This window comes from Pannus brasiliensis CCIBt3594, from assembly GCF_036688125.1.
Classification (GTDB): domain Bacteria; phylum Cyanobacteriota; class Cyanobacteriia; order Cyanobacteriales; family Microcystaceae; genus Pannus; species Pannus brasiliensis.
Map to the genome: position 1 here is coordinate 1 of NZ_JBAFSM010000080.1, position 17,258 is coordinate 17,258.

At 53.2% G+C, this 17,258-nt stretch carries 16 protein-coding genes; 8 read left to right on the top strand and 8 right to left on the bottom strand.

Going from position 1 to position 17,258, the window contains the following annotated elements:
- Window positions 1–2,736, top strand: a 2,736-nt coding sequence (locus V0288_RS23710; protein WP_332867667.1) for a COR domain-containing protein, incomplete at its 5' end; no start/stop codon positions are given.
- 64 nt (window positions 2,737–2,800) lie between these two features.
- Here the strand turns inward: V0288_RS23710 and V0288_RS23715 are convergent.
- Complete coding sequence (locus V0288_RS23715) at window positions 2,801–3,697, bottom strand: tetratricopeptide repeat protein (RefSeq protein ID WP_332867668.1); 897 nt, start codon at window positions 3,695–3,697, stop codon at window positions 2,801–2,803.
- A gap of 182 nt (window positions 3,698–3,879) precedes the next feature.
- Between V0288_RS23715 and V0288_RS23720 the strand changes: the two genes are divergently transcribed.
- On the top strand, window positions 3,880–5,364 hold the full coding sequence (locus tag V0288_RS23720; RefSeq protein ID WP_422662062.1) for an efflux RND transporter periplasmic adaptor subunit: 1,485 nt from the start codon (window positions 3,880–3,882) through the stop codon (window positions 5,362–5,364).
- Window positions 5,365–5,512: 148 nt separating this feature from the next.
- On the top strand, window positions 5,513–6,730 hold the full coding sequence (locus V0288_RS23725) for an ABC transporter permease (RefSeq protein WP_332867680.1): 1,218 nt from the start codon (window positions 5,513–5,515) through the stop codon (window positions 6,728–6,730).
- Between the two features lie 30 nt (window positions 6,731–6,760).
- Here the strand turns inward: V0288_RS23725 and proC are convergent, their stop codons facing one another.
- From proC to lptC, 5 genes are all read right to left on the bottom strand, one after another.
- Window positions 6,761–7,564, bottom strand: coding sequence for a pyrroline-5-carboxylate reductase (gene proC / locus V0288_RS23730; protein WP_332867670.1), 804 nt, complete (start codon window positions 7,562–7,564; stop codon window positions 6,761–6,763).
- Window positions 7,565–7,800: 236 nt separating this feature from the next.
- Entirely contained in the window at window positions 7,801–8,373 is a 573-nt protein-coding gene (locus V0288_RS23735) for a cell division protein SepF (RefSeq protein ID WP_422662063.1), read from the bottom strand.
- Window positions 8,374–8,701: 328 nt separating this feature from the next.
- Entirely contained in the window at window positions 8,702–9,361 is a 660-nt protein-coding gene (locus V0288_RS23740) for a YggS family pyridoxal phosphate-dependent enzyme (RefSeq protein WP_332867671.1), read from the bottom strand.
- Window positions 9,362–9,537: 176 nt separating this feature from the next.
- Window positions 9,538–9,804 carry a transcriptional coactivator PipX gene (gene pipX / locus V0288_RS23745; RefSeq protein WP_332867672.1) on the bottom strand — a complete coding sequence of 89 codons (267 nt, stop codon included), beginning with the start codon at window positions 9,802–9,804 and terminating at the stop codon, window positions 9,538–9,540.
- 176 nt (window positions 9,805–9,980) lie between these two features.
- Complete coding sequence (gene lptC / locus V0288_RS23750; RefSeq protein WP_332867673.1) at window positions 9,981–11,123, bottom strand: LPS export ABC transporter periplasmic protein LptC; 1,143 nt, start codon at window positions 11,121–11,123, stop codon at window positions 9,981–9,983.
- A gap of 239 nt (window positions 11,124–11,362) precedes the next feature.
- On the opposite strand from lptC, the gene V0288_RS23755 reads away from it, so the two are divergent.
- Window positions 11,363–11,953 carry a coiled-coil domain-containing protein gene (locus V0288_RS23755; protein WP_332867674.1) on the top strand — a complete coding sequence of 197 codons (591 nt, stop codon included), beginning with the start codon at window positions 11,363–11,365 and terminating at the stop codon, window positions 11,951–11,953.
- A gap of 25 nt (window positions 11,954–11,978) precedes the next feature.
- On the top strand, window positions 11,979–12,377 hold the full coding sequence (locus tag V0288_RS23760; protein ID WP_332867675.1) for a hypothetical protein: 399 nt from the start codon (window positions 11,979–11,981) through the stop codon (window positions 12,375–12,377).
- A 254-nt stretch (window positions 12,378–12,631) separates the two neighbouring features.
- Here V0288_RS23760 and V0288_RS23765 read toward each other — a convergent pair whose 3' ends face one another.
- Both V0288_RS23765 and psbO read right to left on the bottom strand, forming a co-directional pair.
- A complete protein-coding gene (locus V0288_RS23765) occupies window positions 12,632–13,408 on the bottom strand; it encodes an RNA polymerase sigma factor SigF (RefSeq protein ID WP_332867676.1) in 777 nt (258 codons plus the stop codon).
- 253 nt (window positions 13,409–13,661) lie between these two features.
- Window positions 13,662–14,495 carry a photosystem II manganese-stabilizing polypeptide gene (gene psbO / locus V0288_RS23770; protein ID WP_332867677.1) on the bottom strand — a complete coding sequence of 278 codons (834 nt, stop codon included), beginning with the start codon at window positions 14,493–14,495 and terminating at the stop codon, window positions 13,662–13,664.
- Window positions 14,496–14,700: 205 nt separating this feature from the next.
- On the opposite strand from psbO, the gene V0288_RS23775 reads away from it, so the two are divergent.
- From V0288_RS23775 to V0288_RS23785, 3 genes are all read left to right on the top strand, one after another.
- Window positions 14,701–15,045 carry a hypothetical protein gene (locus V0288_RS23775; protein WP_332867678.1) on the top strand — a complete coding sequence of 115 codons (345 nt, stop codon included), beginning with the start codon at window positions 14,701–14,703 and terminating at the stop codon, window positions 15,043–15,045.
- Between the two features lie 66 nt (window positions 15,046–15,111).
- Window positions 15,112–16,545: a phosphoglucomutase/phosphomannomutase family protein gene (locus V0288_RS23780; RefSeq protein ID WP_422662064.1), complete on the top strand. Its 1,434-nt coding sequence runs from the start codon at window positions 15,112–15,114 to the stop codon at window positions 16,543–16,545.
- Window positions 16,546–16,734: 189 nt separating this feature from the next.
- Entirely contained in the window at window positions 16,735–17,220 is a 486-nt protein-coding gene (locus V0288_RS23785) for a YihY/virulence factor BrkB family protein (protein WP_332867679.1), read from the top strand.
- Window positions 17,221–17,258: the final 38 nt, after the last annotated feature.

Below are 17,258 nucleotides of genomic sequence, written 5' to 3' on the forward strand. Positions count from 1 at the left end.
ACCGCCCTCACCTCGCTCGATTTAAGCGGCAACCGAATAACGGCCATCACGGTACTGAAAAGCCTCACCGCCCTCACCTCGCTCGATTTAAGTTACAACCGAATAACGGCCATCACGGTGCTGAAAAGTCTCACCGCCCTCACCTCGCTCTATTTACAAAATAACGGAATAACGGCTATCACGGTGCTAGAAAGCCTCGTCGCCCTCACCACGCTCGATTTAAGGAACAACCAAATCAAAGAAGTTCCAGACTGGCTCGCGGAAAAAGGCTTAGAAATTCGGATAGAAGATGAATACCCTGACGACTGTATTAATCTATACGGAAATCCCATTGAAAAACCGCCCCTAGAAGTCGTCCGGCAGGGCAATGACGCGATTCGCAACTATTATCAACAACTGGAAGCGCAGGGAAAAGATTACCTCTACGAAGCGAAAATGTTAATCGTCGGGGAAGGTGGCGCGGGAAAAACCACCCTGGCACACAAAATCGAAGATAGAGACTGTCCTCTTCCCACCCTAGACGATCGCACCCGCGGGATCACCATCCAATCCCACACCTTCAACGTCCGAGCGAAAAACAGCGAGGAAAAACGTACCTTAAACAGCGAGGAAAAACGTACCTTTCGTCTCAATGTCTGGGATTTTGGCGGACAGGAAATCTATCACGCCACCCACCGCTTTTTCCTCTCCAAGCGATCGCTGTACGTGCTAGTCGCCGATAATCGGGAAAATAGTACCGATTTTAACTACTGGCTCAACATCATCGAACTGTTCGCGGGAGAAAGTCCGATGATTATCGTCCTCAACGAGAAAGACGATATCCGTCGCGCCATCAACGAATCCGAATTACGCGGACACTACCCGAACAGTATTCAAAAAATCCTCGCCGTGAACTTCAAAACCCACGAGGAAACCGACGGGCAAAAACGCGGGGAACGTTTACGGAAAATTGACGAGATTATTCGCGCGATCGAACATCACGCCGATCTTCTCCCCCACATCGGTGAACCGGTTCCCAAGCTATGGGTAAAGGTTCGAGAAGCCCTAGAGAAAGATACTCGTAATCATATTTATCTAGAGGATTTTGATGAAATCTGCCACGAACATAATATCACCGAAGAACGGGATATCGATACCCTACTCGGCTACTTTCACGATCTAGGAATTATTCTTCACTTCGCTGAAAATTCCCTCCTGAGAGAACGCGTGATTCTGAAACCACAATGGGCGACGAACGCTATCTATCGCCTTTTTGATCATGATATCATTAAAATGAAAGAGGGCAGATTTACCCGTAGGGATTGCGCGGGTATTTGGACGGATAAACAGTATCGGCACTCGTGCGGTATCCTGATAGAACTGATGAAAAAGTTTCAGTTAGTTTCCGAGATCGGGAACACGGGAAACCTCGTTGCACCGCAGATGCTCCCGGAAAGTACCCCCGTATATCCTTGGGAAAATAAAAAGAATAGCCAGATGCAGTTTCGCTACGATCTTTTTATGCCGCGGGGCATTTTCTGGCAGTTCATCGTTACCATGTATTCCTACATCGAAAAACATGAGTGGGTATGGCGAAACGGTGCGATTTTTCGTCGGGACGGCGCGAGAGCAGAAGTTATCGAAAATATCTTTGAAAGAAGGATTTATATTCGCTTTTCTGGAAAAAATATTTCCGAATTCCGAGCGATAATTTCCGACCAACTCGATCGCATTAGCCGATCGTATCATCGGTTAGAATACGAAAAAATGATTCCCTGCAATTGTTCCGTATGTGAGGGAAATAGCAAACCGCATCTTTTTAAATATTCCACGTTACGAAAACGGCTCGAATCGGGAAAAAAAGATTCGATCGAGTGCGAGATCAGCGAGGAAGATGTCAAGGTAAAACCTTTACTAGAAGGGTTTGATTTGCTAGAATTCAAGAACTCAATATTTCCCGATACTCCCATGTCTCCCCGCCGCCAATTAATGAAAACCCTAAACGGGCTAGTTCTCCAGCAATTCAATGAATTACTAATCGAAATCCATCCCCCCGCGGGTATTATTCCCCCACCTCCCGCATCGCAGGCCGATCGAGTTTACGCGCTGTTAATCTGGGCGGAATCCCCCACCGGATGCGGCTTAATGGCTATTCAATCCGCGCTGAACGAGATTCTCAATCCCTCCGAAAACTCCGAGAGGGAGCCGGAAGTCCCCCGAGAAGTTCCCCCGAAGAACAACGAAAATACTCGCCCCAGTTCCCCGATAAAAACGATCAAAATTTTCCTAGCTTCTTCCTCGGAATTGAGGAGCGATCGAGATGAATTTGAAATCTTTATCAACCGAGAAAACAAAAAATATATTCAGAAAAATATTTTCCTAGAATTGGTGCGCTGGGAAGACTTTTTCGATGCCATGTCCCGGACGCGACTACAGGACGAGTATAATAAAGCCGTCGCCGATTGCGATGTATTTGTCAGTCTCTTTTATACCAAAGTCGGTAAATACACCGATGAAGAATTTCTCAAAGCTTTAGAAACTTTTCAGAAAAACGGGCAACCTTTAATTTATACCTATTTCAAAGACGCGGCGATTTCTACGAGCGAGATCACCGAGGAAATTATAACCTTAGTGAAATTCAAACAAAAACTAAGCGAATTAGGGCATTTTTACACCGTCTATGAAAATATCGATCGCCTGAAACATCATTTCGGCGAACAATTGATTAAATTCCTGCCTGAACTGACCGATATTTAAAGATGGTGTGTTAGCGAAGCGTAACACACCCAACGGGTTATCCGTTATCGGTTATTCGATCGAATCACTCTCCCTCTTCATTTTCCCCCGGTGCGGGAGGCTCCGGAAGCTTGGCGAGAAAATCTTTCATCTTGGGGTTCGCGAAGAAAGTTTCCGCGTCCGCGAGTAATTTTTTTCCCCAGAGATTTTGCTCTAGAAAAGAAAGCTTGGCGTAACGACTATCCCGCGAGAGAGCGCTTTGAGCGAGGGTAATCGCCTCTTGGGTTTTTCCTTTCTTGTAGAGGGCCGTGGCGATCGCTAACTCCGGTTCCGCCTGTTTCGGGTCGATTTTCAACACCGTGCGCCATCTTTCCAAGGCCGCGTCGATATTACCCTGCTCGTATTTCACCAGACCGATATTATTCATCGCCGGCCAGAATTTCCCGTCATTTTTCACCGCTCTCTCGTAGGCGGCGATCGATTCGGGGAACTTTTCTAATTTAAAATACGCGTTCCCCAGATCGAACAGCGCGGGAGACGAATTCGGATTGAGTTTTAACCCCGCCTCCAACTCGCTAATCGCCGCCTGATAATCCTTTTTCTGAAAATACGCGCTACCGAGAGAGAACTTAATATTCGCTTTCGCGTCGTCCGGGGCGATGGCGAGAGATTGCTGGAGCGCCTCTATCCCCGGATCGACTTTATCGAGTTGCAGGTATAAACCGCCGAGAATAAACCAAGTTTGATAGAGATCCGGGGCCAACTGTACCGCCAGACGCGCCCGCGATAGCGCCGCCTCCGGACGTTGGAAGCGCGCCAGTTGAATCGCCTCCTCCGCCACCTCGATGCCCGCCTGTTCCATTTCTTCGGGATTCGGTTCGAGGGTGTAGGGAAGTAACGCTTGGGAAAGGGCGGGAAGGGTCGCGGCCTGAACGCCGAGAAACACCGCTAGAGAAACGGAGAGAAAGTTAAATTTCGGCACAGTTCGATCGAGAAATACGTCTTTCTACCCAGTCTATAGTAATGTGAGCGGGGAACGCGAGGGCGGTGTAAACTTTCCTGTCCTACCCCGCGAGGACGATTTTTCGGCGATTCCTCGCTCTCGTTCGTTTCAACCTCGACCCCGGAGACGCTACCATAGAAGCGATCACTTTCGGAGACAGAATGGCATCAACCGTGTTAGGAAAATCGAATCGCCCGCTCCTTTGGATAATCGGACTCATGACCAGTGGTTTTCTGGCGATCGGTTTCTATTCCTACCGATTGAGCCAAACCCCGTCCCCGTCCGTAGAACTCGCCAAACTCACCGTTCCCGCCACCCGCGAGAATTTAGCCGTCGAGATCAAGGCCAGCGGAACCGTCGAGCCGATTCAAAGCGTCAACATCAGCCCGAAAAACCCCGGCCGTCTGGTGAGATTGCTGGTCGAACAGGGAATGCTGGTCAAAAAGGGACAGCCGATCGCCGTGATGGATAATCTAGAGGTACAGGCGCAGGGAATGCGGGCGGAAGCGAAAGCGAAAGAAGCCCTCGCCAATTTAGAGGAAGCGAAACGGCGTATCCCCGAAGAAATCCGTCAGAATCAAGCGAAACTTTACCAGGCGCAAGCTACTTTCAAGCAACTAGAAGCGAGCCTCAAACAAGCCCGAGAGCGGATTCCCGGCGATGTCGAACAGAACCAAGCGCGGGTACGGGGCGCCGAATCGCGCTTCCGACTCGCGGAAAGCCGCCTCAATAGTAACGCCAATCTCGTGCGAGAGGGCGCGATCTCCCAGGATCAATTTAACGAGGTCTTGAACGAGTATCTGAACGCCAAGGCCAATCTAGACGAGGCCGTTCGGCGACTGGAACAGACCGAGAAAACCGCCTCCCCGGAAGTGGAAGGAATCCAACAGGAAATGATCAAGGCCAACGCCGCGATCGCCGAGGCGAAATTCGCCCTGGAAGCGCGCCAGAAAACCGCCCAAACCGAGATCGCCCGCCTGGAATCGGTTTTTAACGCGGCGAAAGCGGATTTAGAGCAGGTGAAAATCCAGTACCGGGATACGTTGATCACCGCGCCCTTCGATGGCATCATCACCCAGAAATACGCCACGGAAGGCGCTTTCGTGACTCCCACCACCTCGGCATCGAGTACCGCATCGGCGACCTCCACCTCGATCGTCGCCCTGGCGCGGGGGTTGAAAGTGGTGGCGAAAGTGCCGGAAGTGGACGTGGGACGGCTCCAGAGGGGGCAACCGGTGCGGATCGTCGCCGATGCTTTCCCCGATCGAGTCTTTCAGGGTCAGATCGCCTGGATCGCGCCGGAAGCGATCGTCGAGGAAAACGTGACCTCCTTCGAGGTAACGATCGCCCTGAAAGACGGTCTCGACCAACTGAAATCGAGAATGAACGTCGATGTCACCTTTGTCGGTCAGCAGTTGCCGGACGCGCTCGTCGTTCCCACGGTGGCGATCGTCACCCGCGGGGGCAAATCCGGGGTACTCGTTCCCGACGCGAACGGTAAACCGGTCTTTACCCCCGTCTCGATCGGTCTGGTTCTCGATGACAAAACCCAGATTCTCTCGGGATTGGACGCGGGGCAACGGGTCTTTATCGATCTCCCGGAAGGCGCGGAAAACCCCACCGAGAAGAACGGAAAGTCGAAGTAAGGCGATCGAAATCTACCCGTCTTTTTACCGGGTGATTCGCTATCGTGAAGATCGATCGACGAACGCGCGGGAACTCGATCGGGAACCGGAAGATCGATCGATTTTGCCTCCCGCCTCCCAACTCCTGACTCTTGACTCCCCTTCACTTATGAATCTCGCGGAAAGCTTGAAAATGGCCCTCTCGACCCTTGCCGCCAACAAGGTGCGGAGCGGTTTAACCATGTTGGGAATTATCATCGGTAACGCCTCCGTGGTGGCTATGATCGGCATCGGCCAGGGAGCGCAAAAGATGGCCAACGAACAATTCGAGAATCTCGGCCCCAACACGATCTTTATCGTTCCCGGATCTCGGGAGGCGCGGCGAACCACCATCGATACCCCGAAAACCCTCGTCCTAGAGGACGCGAAAGCGATCGCCACGCAAGTCCCCAGCATCGCCGAGGTCGCGCCGGAAATTAGTAACCGCTTATTGGTTTCCTACCGCGATCGCAATATGACCACCGGGATCACGGGAACGGTTCCCGAATACGCCTCGGTTCGGAAATTCGCCGTCTCTCGGGGCCGTTTTCTCAATCAAACCGATCTCGATCGCGATAAACGGGTAGCGATTCTAGGGGCCGCGGTCGTCGATCAACTGTTCCCGCAACAGGACCCGATCGGTCAACCGATTCGGATTCGGAATTTAAGTTTCGAGGTAATCGGCGTTTTAGAGCCGAAAGGTTCCTTTTTCGGCAATAATCAGGACGAGACGGTGATCGTTCCCCTGACCACGATGGCCGCGCAATTGGTCGGGAAAACCTCGCCCTACGGCTTGCAGTTAAGCTGGATCAACGCCACGGCGAAAGATCCGGGCGAGATCCGCGCCGCCAAGTTCCAGATCGAGAATCTCCTACGTTTACGCCACAAGATCGTCAACGAGGACGATTTTCGCGTGGAATCGGCTAAACAGATGCTCGATATTTTCAGTACCATCACCACCGGTTTAACTCTCCTGCTCGCGCTGATCGCCGGGATCTCTCTGGTGGTCGGCGGTATCGGGGTGATGAATATCATGCTCGTTTCCGTATCCGAGAGAACGGGCGAGATCGGGCTAAGAAAAGCGATCGGCGCGCGGGAACAGGATATATTATCCCAATTTCTCATCGAATCGATTCTCGTTTCCGCGGCGGGAGGGGCGATCGGTATTCTCCTCGGAGCGGGGGCGATCGTCTTGGTGGCCACGGTGTCCCCCCTGGCGGCCACGGTGTCCCCGGCGGCGATCGGGTTAGCTTTCGGCGTTTCTAGCGGGATCGGTCTGTTTTTCGGGGTTTTTCCCGCCTATCGGGCCGCGAAATTAGATCCGATCGTCGCCCTCCGGAGCGCGTGAGGGAAGCGGGGAAAACCGACGATCGCCCGCTCAAGAGCGTCCTAACTCCCGCGAGCGTTGGTAGGCCGCGACGACCGCCTCGATAATCGCCGATCGATAGCCCCCTTTCTCCAAACGCGTCACCCCGGCGATCGTCGTCCCTCCCGGACTGGTGACGCGATCTTTTAACTGCGCGGGGTGCAATTGGGATTCCTTCAAGAAAACCGCCGTCCCTAACACCGTCTGTAACGCGAGACGGGCCGCGACGGGCCGCGGTAATCCGGCCGCCACCCCCCCATCCGCGAGAGCTTCGATTAAAATCGCCACGAACGCCGGTCCCGATCCCGATAACCCCGTCACCGCGTCCATTAACGATTCGGGAACCTCCTCCACCTCGCCGACCGCGGTAAAAATATCCCGGGCCAGGTCGAGATGCTGGGGTTCGACGCGACGGCCGGGGGCGATCGCCGTCATCCCCTCGCCGACGGTAGCCGGCGTGTTCGGCATCACCCGGATCACCGCTCGATCGGGAAAACCGCTCTCCAGCCGACTCAGGGGAACTCCCGCCAGAATCGAGAGAACGAGGGGTTTTTCCATCACCCCTAGTAAGCCGGTCAGTACCGTATCGAGAGCTTGCGGTTTGATAGCTAATAAGAGGACTTCCGAGGCACTCGCCGCCTGACGGTTATCCTCGCTCACCCGAACGCCGTAGGTACTCGCCAAAAATTCCCGACGTTGCGCCTGCGGTTCGCTGATCAAGATATCTTCAGGGAGATAGAGCTTTCTGTCTAATAAACGGGAGAGAATGGCTTCGGCCATTACCCCACCGCCGATAATCCCGAAACGAGTAGACACGGGGGTTAGAAAACAATAAACGGTAAAGTTCTCGCGTCGTCGATCGGGGAAAGGGACAGGTTTTCCGAAAAATCCCCTCTTTTCTAACGAGAGGGACTATCATACCATTCTTCAGACCTTTCGCGGAATGGTCGATCGCGCGATCGGCGAGTCCCGAAACGAGGAGGGAGCGAGATAGATATATCGATCGATCTCGCTTTCTCTTCTCCGGCCCGAGGGCCGACCGTTCTGGAGACTTATTGAGCGAGTCGATTGCTTTCCGCTCCCCAAACGGGCGCGGCAGAACCGGGGCGACCCATTTTCGGCGAGTCGGGGATATCGTGGATGGTTCCCGATAAAGTGCTGACCTTGACACAGCTAGGGGTGAACAGGAAAATGCTCTCGCCGATGCGTTCTTGATGTCCGTCGATGGCGTAGGTTCCCCCGGCCACGAAATCCACCGCTCGCTGGGCTTCTTCCGGGTCCATGACGTTCAGGTTTAACACCACGGATTTCCGTTCCCGGAGGGTCTGGATTACCTGGGGCATTTCCTCGAAAGAATGGGGTTCGATGACGACCACTTCCGCGGTACTGTTGGTGATTCCGGGCATACCGATAACATTGCTTCTGGTGGGTCCCATATTGGTTTCCGATCTAAGGTTTAGGGGTTCGCGGTTCGGGCGGTTAACGGGTTCGGGAGGCGCTTCCGGCACGTCTTCCTCGGTCGGGGCGTACTGTTCCCAGTTCATTTCCTCGTAGTCGGTTTCGTATTCGTCTTCTTGTTCGGAGATGCCGACAAAATCCTTGAGTTTCGTAAAGATGTTGTTCACGGTCTAATGTCCTTCAAAAGATTGTTATAGGGAGATCGCCGGATGGGGGGCGGGAACCGAGAGTCGAACGGGAAGCGCGAATCCGCCCAAACGTCGAGGCTCGGTCAGAAGGCTCTATCGATCTCGGAATCGGTCGAAGGGAGCGGATCACTTTTCGAGCGTTCGATCGGTGAACCGGACTGAATTCCTACTTGTAGTCGTATCGACCCTTAAGTTAGTTCCCTCTCGATTCGATCCATCGCGAGATAGATTTTGATTCTCGATTTTAAAACAAAAATCTCACATTATTAAAATTTGTTGTAATTATCGATACCTCGTTCCCCCTCGTCTAGCCGGGGCGATCGCCGAAAATCGCCGTTCCCAGACGGATAAACGTCGCCCCGGCAAGGATCGCGAGCTTGTAGTCGTCGGACATTCCCATCGAGAGATGGGGGAGAACCAGACCCGATCGATCCGCCATCGTTCTCGCTAGATCTCTCGTTCTCTCGAACGCGGACAGTTTTTCGGGGTCGGAAAGTCTCAGGGGTAAGATTGTCATCAATCCTTGAATTTTCAGGTGTTCGCGGGTCGCCAAAAAGTCCAGATCGTTGAGGATCTCGTCTCCTTCCCAACCGAATTTATCGGGGTCGGGGAGGACTTTCACCTGTAGGAAGACTTTCGGGGTTAATCCCATCTCTCCCGCGAGACGATCGATCCGTTCCGCGAGTTTCCGGCTATCGATCGAGTGAATCCAATCGAAGGTTTCTAAAACTTTGCGGGCTTTATTGGCCTGGAGATGCCCGATAAAATGCCATTCTAACCCCGGTATATCCCGGAATCGCTCCTGTTTGGGAAGGGCTTCCTGAAGTTTGCTCTCCGCGAGATCGGTGATTCCCGCATCGATCGCCTCCCGGATTCGCTCGACGGGAACTTGTTTGGTAACGGCGATCGGGCGGACGGTCGGCGGTAGCGAGCGACGGATAGAATCGATACGGTGGGCGATCGTCATGAGACCTAGGTGGAGTCAGGAGGCAGGAGGCAGGAGGCGGGAGGCAGGAGGCGGGAGGCGGGAGGAAGAATAAAAATATTTTTGTTAAAAATCTCTGAAAACTCCTATTTATTTGGTAAACATGGAGGTTTCTAGACTTTCAAAAACGAATCGCGCTTCGAGGTCTAGGGAGCGCTTTAGAAGGTGCGTTTATAGATCTCGTTTAACGCGTTATAATCTCCCGCGGACGAGTTCCGGCGCAGGTTTCGCAGACGCGTCTCGACCAGTAATCGGGCCTCGGAACGACCGATCGGCTCGAAAACGACCTTATCGTTTCCCACCGTGACCAGAAAGAAAAGACGTTGCGCGTAGAGGGTGGTGAACAGTTCCTGATTTTCCTCCAATAAACACACTCGGTACAGTAAACCGAAGGTGGGATGGTTGAGATAGATTTCGTTACTCATTCAATCGATACGCTAATTCCACGGGGTTTCTCGAAGGGGAAAATTCAGGAGGAAAAGGAGATAAGTACGGGGATTCGTTCCCGCTCTAGGTGAATTCCTTGACCTGATTTTAGCAGACCGGTTCGGGGGTAGCGATCGATGTCATCGTTTCTTGAGGTTCGGCCGCGAGCGTCGCTTTAGCGGGGATAGATCTCGGTCACGACCCGATCGCGCGATCGACTGCTGACAACAATGTTATTATCCACTAACCGGCCGACCGCCGTATCCCCGGTGACGTTAAATTTCGGTTCCGGCTGATCGTAGACCACGTTACCGTCAGCCTCGACAGTTTTTTCGGCCATTTTCCAGGTGAGGGTCTGGCTATACAGTTTCGCTCCGGTCGAACGGTTCTGTCCGTTCACGCCATCCTGAAGACGGGCGATCCGGCCGTTCAAGTCCACGAAAACGCGATTGCCGGTGATGCTGACGTTTTCCTCGTACTGGAAGAGTTCCGCGGGGCGATCGGAGGAGATCGTTCGCTCTCGGTAGTTCCAGATCGCTTGTTGTCCGGCTATCTGGAGGGGGGGATCGATCGAGCGGTACTCGATCTTATCCCGCAGGATCACCCGACGGTTATCGAGTTCCCAGCTTCCCCCGGTCGCGCTCAACCGGTCGATCGCCTCGTTTTTCTCGTAGCGATCGAAGGTCATCGGTCGATCGGTGGAGAGGAGTTTTTTGGGGATCTCCCAGGTGAGTCGATCGGTGGTCAAACGAACGCGGGGTTCTTTCGCGGTGGCGACGATGTTACCGACTAGCTCCAGTTTTTCCCGACGCGTGTCGTAGCGTCCCTCGGTGGCGATCGCCTCTACCTGACGGTGACTACCCTTGAGGTCGCGACGAACGATCAGCAGGCCCTCTTTCGGTTGCCAGCGGACTTCTTTAGCGCGGATAACAGCCTGGTTACGGGGATCGATGGCGACGATATTGTCTTCGAGGAGAATTTCCTGCCCTTCTTTATAAACCTGCCCCCGATCGGCGCTTACCTGTAAGACCACTTTCCCGTCCTGATAAATATTCCCTTTGACGGATTCCAGCTGGGCGATTTTCTGATCCTGACTGTAGGTGGCTTTTTTGACTTGAATTTTCCAAAGGGATTGTCCCGTGGGGTTCGCTTGTTCTAGGGTGGCGTTATTGAGGGTAAGACGGCTATTGTCCTGAATTTTCGGGGTTTCCGCGGGCGAGATTTTCGGGGGATCGGGAGGTTGACAGCCGCCGATCCCCAACAAACACAGCAAGATCGGGGCGATGAGCGCGTTTTTTCCCGGTCGCGGATTTTGCATCGATGTACCCTTTCCCTGGCGTTTTTCCCTTATTTAGTATAGCGGTCGTCGATCGATTATCGCGTCGATCGATCGGCGATCGGCGGTCGGCTATCGGTCAAAAGTCCGCTGTAGTTCGGTTCTATAATCGATGTTTTAACCATCGTGTATAGTGCTAGATCGGGGGCGCGCGTTCGCTTCGATCGCCGCTAACGCCCGAGGTCTGTTACCTTCGATCGATGAATCGGGTACTCTCTAGAGTGACCCCGTTAGAATTAGGAAGAATCATGGATATCGACGAGCGGGTAGACTCGCTATATAAACTCGCCCGGAAAAACCCCGACAATTCGGAATTACAAGACGTGGTGGAGATAGTAAAGTTTCTCCGGCGATCGCAAGGTTCCTTGCAGGGCTGGAACGAACGCTATCGTCAGGAAAAAGGCGATTTGAAATTACAGATCGATTCTCTCAACGCGGAATTAGAATCTCTGAACTCGGAAGTTTCCACTCTGACACGAGATCGGGAAAGAATGAGCGCCGAGAGAGAGAAATTAAATGCAGAAATGTTGGATTTGACAGAATCTATCGCCAAAAGAACCGCAGAAAAGGAAAGAGCGATCGCTGAATTGAAAAACGTCGAGCGAGAAGTGAAAATGGCGGCGCGTAACGTTCGCGAGACGAGATCGATTTTCGGAAAATTCACGATTCTCTGGACGTTACTGAGATCTTTATTTCTCGATGAAGAGTGGGAAGATTTCGGGGCGATCGATAATCGATTACCCACCGATCCCGATAAGCCGCAAATGGGGAGCGGTCAAGCGGATAACAATCGCTCTCTGCTCGATAAATAAACTCGCTTTTTAGAGGATTCGCATCATGTCCAGATTTGGTAAAATCATCTCCGAGCTAGAAGATTTGCATCAGCAAGACGTTAAAGATACCGCACGGGTATTCAGCATTACCGCGACTCTTTCCCAACGATTACGAGAGCTTTTAGAGGATATTGATATCGAAACCGATAATTCGGCCGTAGCGTTACCGTCCGGCGAACCGACTAAAGACGATCTAATCGCTTTATACGGGAATTACAATAACGCGTATCGAGCCTATAAAGACGCGTACAACTTGAAAGGGGTAAAAGGATGGGATGGATTATTACGATCGATCCGGGATTTAACCCCTCCCTCGCCTCCTGTAGACCTAGAAAAACGAGTGGAAAAGCTGGAAAAAATCGTGAAAGTATTCGCGGAAATTTTGTTAGAGCGCGCGGAATGAACCGATACTCTGTAGAGTTCGGGGGATAACATTCCACTTTTTTCGCCTTCCGATGGGACTGACATCCCGATCGAGGGACGATAGGCTAGAAAACAACCGGGGTGTTGGCCTCTTCATCCACGGTGTAACCAAGCCATTCCTCGACCACCTCGCGACGAGCGAGGTTTTTTTTCTCTCTCCGGAGGTAGGACAGAGAGGGATCGGGCGATCGATAATCGATAGTATCGGGATTCCGTCTTACCGGGTCGGGAAATTTAAAAAACCTCGCGGGTCATCGTTTCCTTGAGAATTTCCAACCCTTTTTTCACGCGGCGGGAAACGGTAACGACACTGATCCCTAATTGTTCGGCGGTTTCCCGTTGGGTGAGGTCTTTGAGAAAGACGAACTCTAAAATATTGCGGGTTCTCTCTTCCAGTTCGGCCAGCGCTTGTTGGAGACGTAGGCGATCGTCCTGACTGAGTTGGAAACTGCGATAGTGGGGGTCGGGAACGAGATCGCCCAAACAGATCCCGCTCTCTTCTTCACCGCTCACGGCCACGTCTAGACTGAGGGGTTCCCGGTTCTGTAGAGCCAGTTTAACATCCTGCCATTCCTCGATCGAGATACTTAAACCGTCGGCGATCTCCGCGTCGGTGGGTTGCCGGTGGTAGCTCGCCTGGAACTCCCGACGCAGGTTCGTCGCCTGTCTTCCCAGATCCAGCCAACGCCGGGGAATTCTGACCGTGTGGCCCTTATCGCGGAGATAGTGCTGGATCTCGCCGCGAATGTAGGGAATGGCGAAGGAACTAAACGCGTTGCCTTTCGTACCGTCGAAGCGTTCGATCGCCCGGATCAGGCCGATACAGCCGACCTGTAATAAATCTTCATAACTTTCCGAGCATTGATTGACCCAATGATGGGCTTCCTTCCTCACCAATCCGAGATTCAATTCCATGATCCGATCGCGCGGTTTCGTCTGACCCGTCTTCCGATACTCTTGAAACAGGGCGAGCGTTTCGAGCTTGAGATTTTCTTGATTCAGGAGAGGCATAGCACGCTGTACGGTGGATAGAGCTACCGGCCCGGGGGGCGAAGATCGCTTTCAACAGGCCTCGACTTTTCTCAAAGTAAGATATCGACCGAACCGTTACAACGAGATTTATACGATCCCCGAAAGAGAATTTACGGAAAATTCTCCGTGAAATCACGGAGAGTGTCGCGGGAACGACGGAAAAAGGGGCGAATCCCCACTCGGAGAAATCGCCCCTCTCGATCGTTTCAAAACATCTCTCTAGCCAACGCGATCAGGCGCTCGCTTCGAGACGACCGTAGAAAGTACCGCGAACTTTCACGTCCACCGCGTCTTTCGCGCCCAGGTCCGTATCCGAGGGTTGAACGCTCTCGAAAACGCCCGCGAACTCGCCGGTAGAACCGTCCACCTTGGTGATCTGTAAAGACATCGTACCTTTACCGAGTTCGGTGGCCTTGACGTTCGCGCGCTCGAAATCCTGGCTATCGGCGCTCGCGGGTAAAGCAACGGCGTTATCGTAACCGGTCGTCACCCCGCGACCCTTGGGATCGAGGAAACCGGCTCCCCGGTAGGAGGGAACTTTGAAACCGCCCTCGAAATCGGTAGAACTATTGAGCGAGGTGAAACCGGCTTCGGTTTTCCCGGTGAATCCTTTGATCGTGAAGAAGAAAGGAACCCGCTCGCCACCGGGCAGTTGCACGGTGATCGGTTGGAAATCGATCCCCTCTTCTTCTTTGAAGGTTAAAACGCCATCGTTACCCACGCTCAGGGTCGCCGTGATCTGCTCCAGGGAGGTCGTGTCGCGGGTCAGGAGTTTACCCGGCACGAAGACGGCGGCTTCCCGTTTGTTCGCGGGTTCTTCCTTGACGAAATATTCCTGCGGCTCCAAGCAGAGATCGGTTACGACGTAGCTCTGCCCGCGTTCGACCGGGAGGGTTCCCCGCGTAAACTCGGAAATCTGCGGACACTTGTTCGCCAATCCGGTGTTTAAAATTTCATCATAGGTTAGCTCGTTTCTATTCACGACGGCACTGGGAGCGTCGCTACACGCGGTCAAGACCCCCAGGCATAACGCGAGAAAGGCGACCAGTAATGCACGAAATCTCATGTATGTCAACCTCACTTTGTCAATCTTTAAAATCACTACCCCCGCTCCATAGCCTCATGAACTGTATGGAATGGGTTACGCCAAATTCGTCGAAATCTACTGTATCAAATTTAGATACCCCTCTCGTCACCGAAAAAGTAAAAAGCCGGGCGACTCCCGACTCTCGACTCCTGTATGATTAGGTTGGCTGTCTTCGAGTAGGAACATGAATAGCCCATTTACGGGAGATAACGACCGATTACAGGGTCAATTACAATCTCTCCGCGCCACGGTAACGGCGATCGCCAAGGAGAATCAGGGCGATTGTCACGGATTGTTACTTTTGTTACGAACGCTAGAAAGCTTACACCGGGAGATCCGCTCCGGACTGTTCGAGCCTTCTCTACCCGATACCCGTCAGTCGCTGTACGGATTACTCCGAGAGATAGAGGAAACCGGCGGCTGGCCCTATATCGAACGGATGAAATTACAATTCCTGCTGGGAAAATTACTAGAGAGCGAGACGACGCGTTCCGAAGATCTCCCGGCGCGGGGCGAGGGAGAAAAATGAGTTTGCAGGGGGAACGGAGCGGGGTACAGTATTGGGAAACGAAAATCAACCCCTAGTTCGTACATCATGGCAACCGTTACCCCGATCAAGTTTGGAACCGATGGCTGGCGCGGGATTATCGCCGCCGATTTCACGTTCGATCGAGTCGCCCTCCTCGCTCCCCTGGCGGCCCGGGTTCTCGCGGATAACTACGGGGAGCGGACGGGTTCGCGGACGATTATCGTCGGCTACGATCGCCGTTTTCTCGCCGAGGATTTCGCCAAAACCGCCGCGCTCGCGATTCAGGAGGCGGGTTTCGATGTTCTGCTCTCGGAATCTTACGCGCCCACCCCGGCTTTTAGTTGGGCGGCGAAAGCGGAAAACGCGCTCGGGGCGATCGTCCTCACCGCCAGCCACAACCCGGCGAAATATCTGGGCTTGAAGGTGAAAGGTTGTTTCGGGGGATCGGTTTCCCCGGAGATCACGCGACAGATCGAGGCTTTACTGCCGAATCCCCCCGTTTTCACGGAGAAGCCCGGCACATTGACCACTTTCGAGCCGTGGGAGAGTTACTGCCGGGGTTTGCGGGCGAAGGTGAATATCGCGGCGATCGCGGGGGCGATCGAGTCGGGACGGTTAAAGGTTTACTCGGACGTGATGCACGGCGCGGCGGCCACGGGTTTGGAACGGTTACTCGGCCGGCCGATCGAGGAATTACACGGCGATCGAGATCCCCTGTTCGGGGGGGGCGCGCCGGAACCGTTACCGAAAAATCTCTCGGAAATCATGCACCTACTCGCTCAGAGCGCGTCTTCGGCTCCCTTGCGGGTGGGTTTGGTGTTCGACGGGGATAGCGATCGGGTGGCGGCGATCGACGGTTTCGGTAATTTCCTCAGTACCCAGAATTTAATCCCGATCCTGATCGAACATCTCGCCGGCCGCCAGGGTATGACGGGGGAGATCGTGAAAACGGTGAGCGGTTCCGATCTGATCCCGAAATTGGCGGCGCTCTACAATTTGTCGGTGTACGAAACGCCGATCGGGTATAAATATATCGCCGATCGAATGCTGACGACTCCCGTACTCATCGGGGGCGAGGAATCCGGCGGCGTTGGCTACGGAACCCATATCCCGGAAAGAGACGCGTTACTGTCGGCTTTATACGTTCTGGAGGCGGTTGTCGAGTCGGGACGGGATCTGAGTCATCTTTACCGCGATCTACAGGATAAGGCGGGTTTTCATTCGGAGTACGATCGCGTCGATCTTCCCCTGGCGAATATGGAAACGCGCGATCGATTGATCGAGAGTCTCGAAAACGATCCTCTGACGGAAATCGCCGGGAAAGCGGTGGTGGACTGCATCACGATGGACGGCTACAAGTTCCGTTTAGAGGACGGTAGTTGGCTGTTAATTCGCTTTAGCGGTACGGAACCGGTGTTACGACTGTACTGTGAGGCGGCGACACTCGATCGGGTTCACGAGACCCTAGAGTGGGCGAAATCCTGGGCGACTTATATTTAGTTCGACTTGTCTAGATTCCGTATCCCCTAGTTTTCCCGAAACCGCAACGGAAATCTAGGGGAATTTCGTTTTTTTGTTCGACAGAATGTTCGAGCGGGAAAGGTCGATCGAGATAAAGCCGGGGATAGATGCCGGGAACGGGGATTTTCGGGTTAAATTAAGAGAGGAAATCGGCAGAAAATTGGTAAGATGCGCTGGAAAACGATAATTTCCCTACTGAAAGAAACCTTTCAAGAGTGGAACGAGGATAACGCCTCGATGTTAGCTGCCGCGCTCGCTTATTACACCGTTTTCTCGATCGCCCCGGTGGTAGTCATCGCGATTGCGATCGCGGGGGCGATTTTCGGCGAGGAAGCGGCTAGAGGGGAGATCGTCGGACAGATTCAGGGATTGGTGGGGACGGAAGGCGCGAAAGTCATCGAGACGGCGATCGAGAATTCCGGGCGATCGGCCGCGAGAGGGCCGGCCTCGTTGATTAGCGTGGCGCTGTTATTTTTCGGCGCGTCCGGCGTTTTCGTGCAACTTCAGGACTCGTTAAACCAGATCTGGAACGTGAAAGCGAAACCCGAAAAAGGAGTGACCAATTTTATCCGGAAACGGATTCTCTCGTTTTTCGCCGTGATCGGGATCGGGTTTTTACTCTTGGCTTCCCTGATTATTAGAGACTATTTATAAAGTAAATCTTTAGGAAGCTAACCGACGTAACATGATAC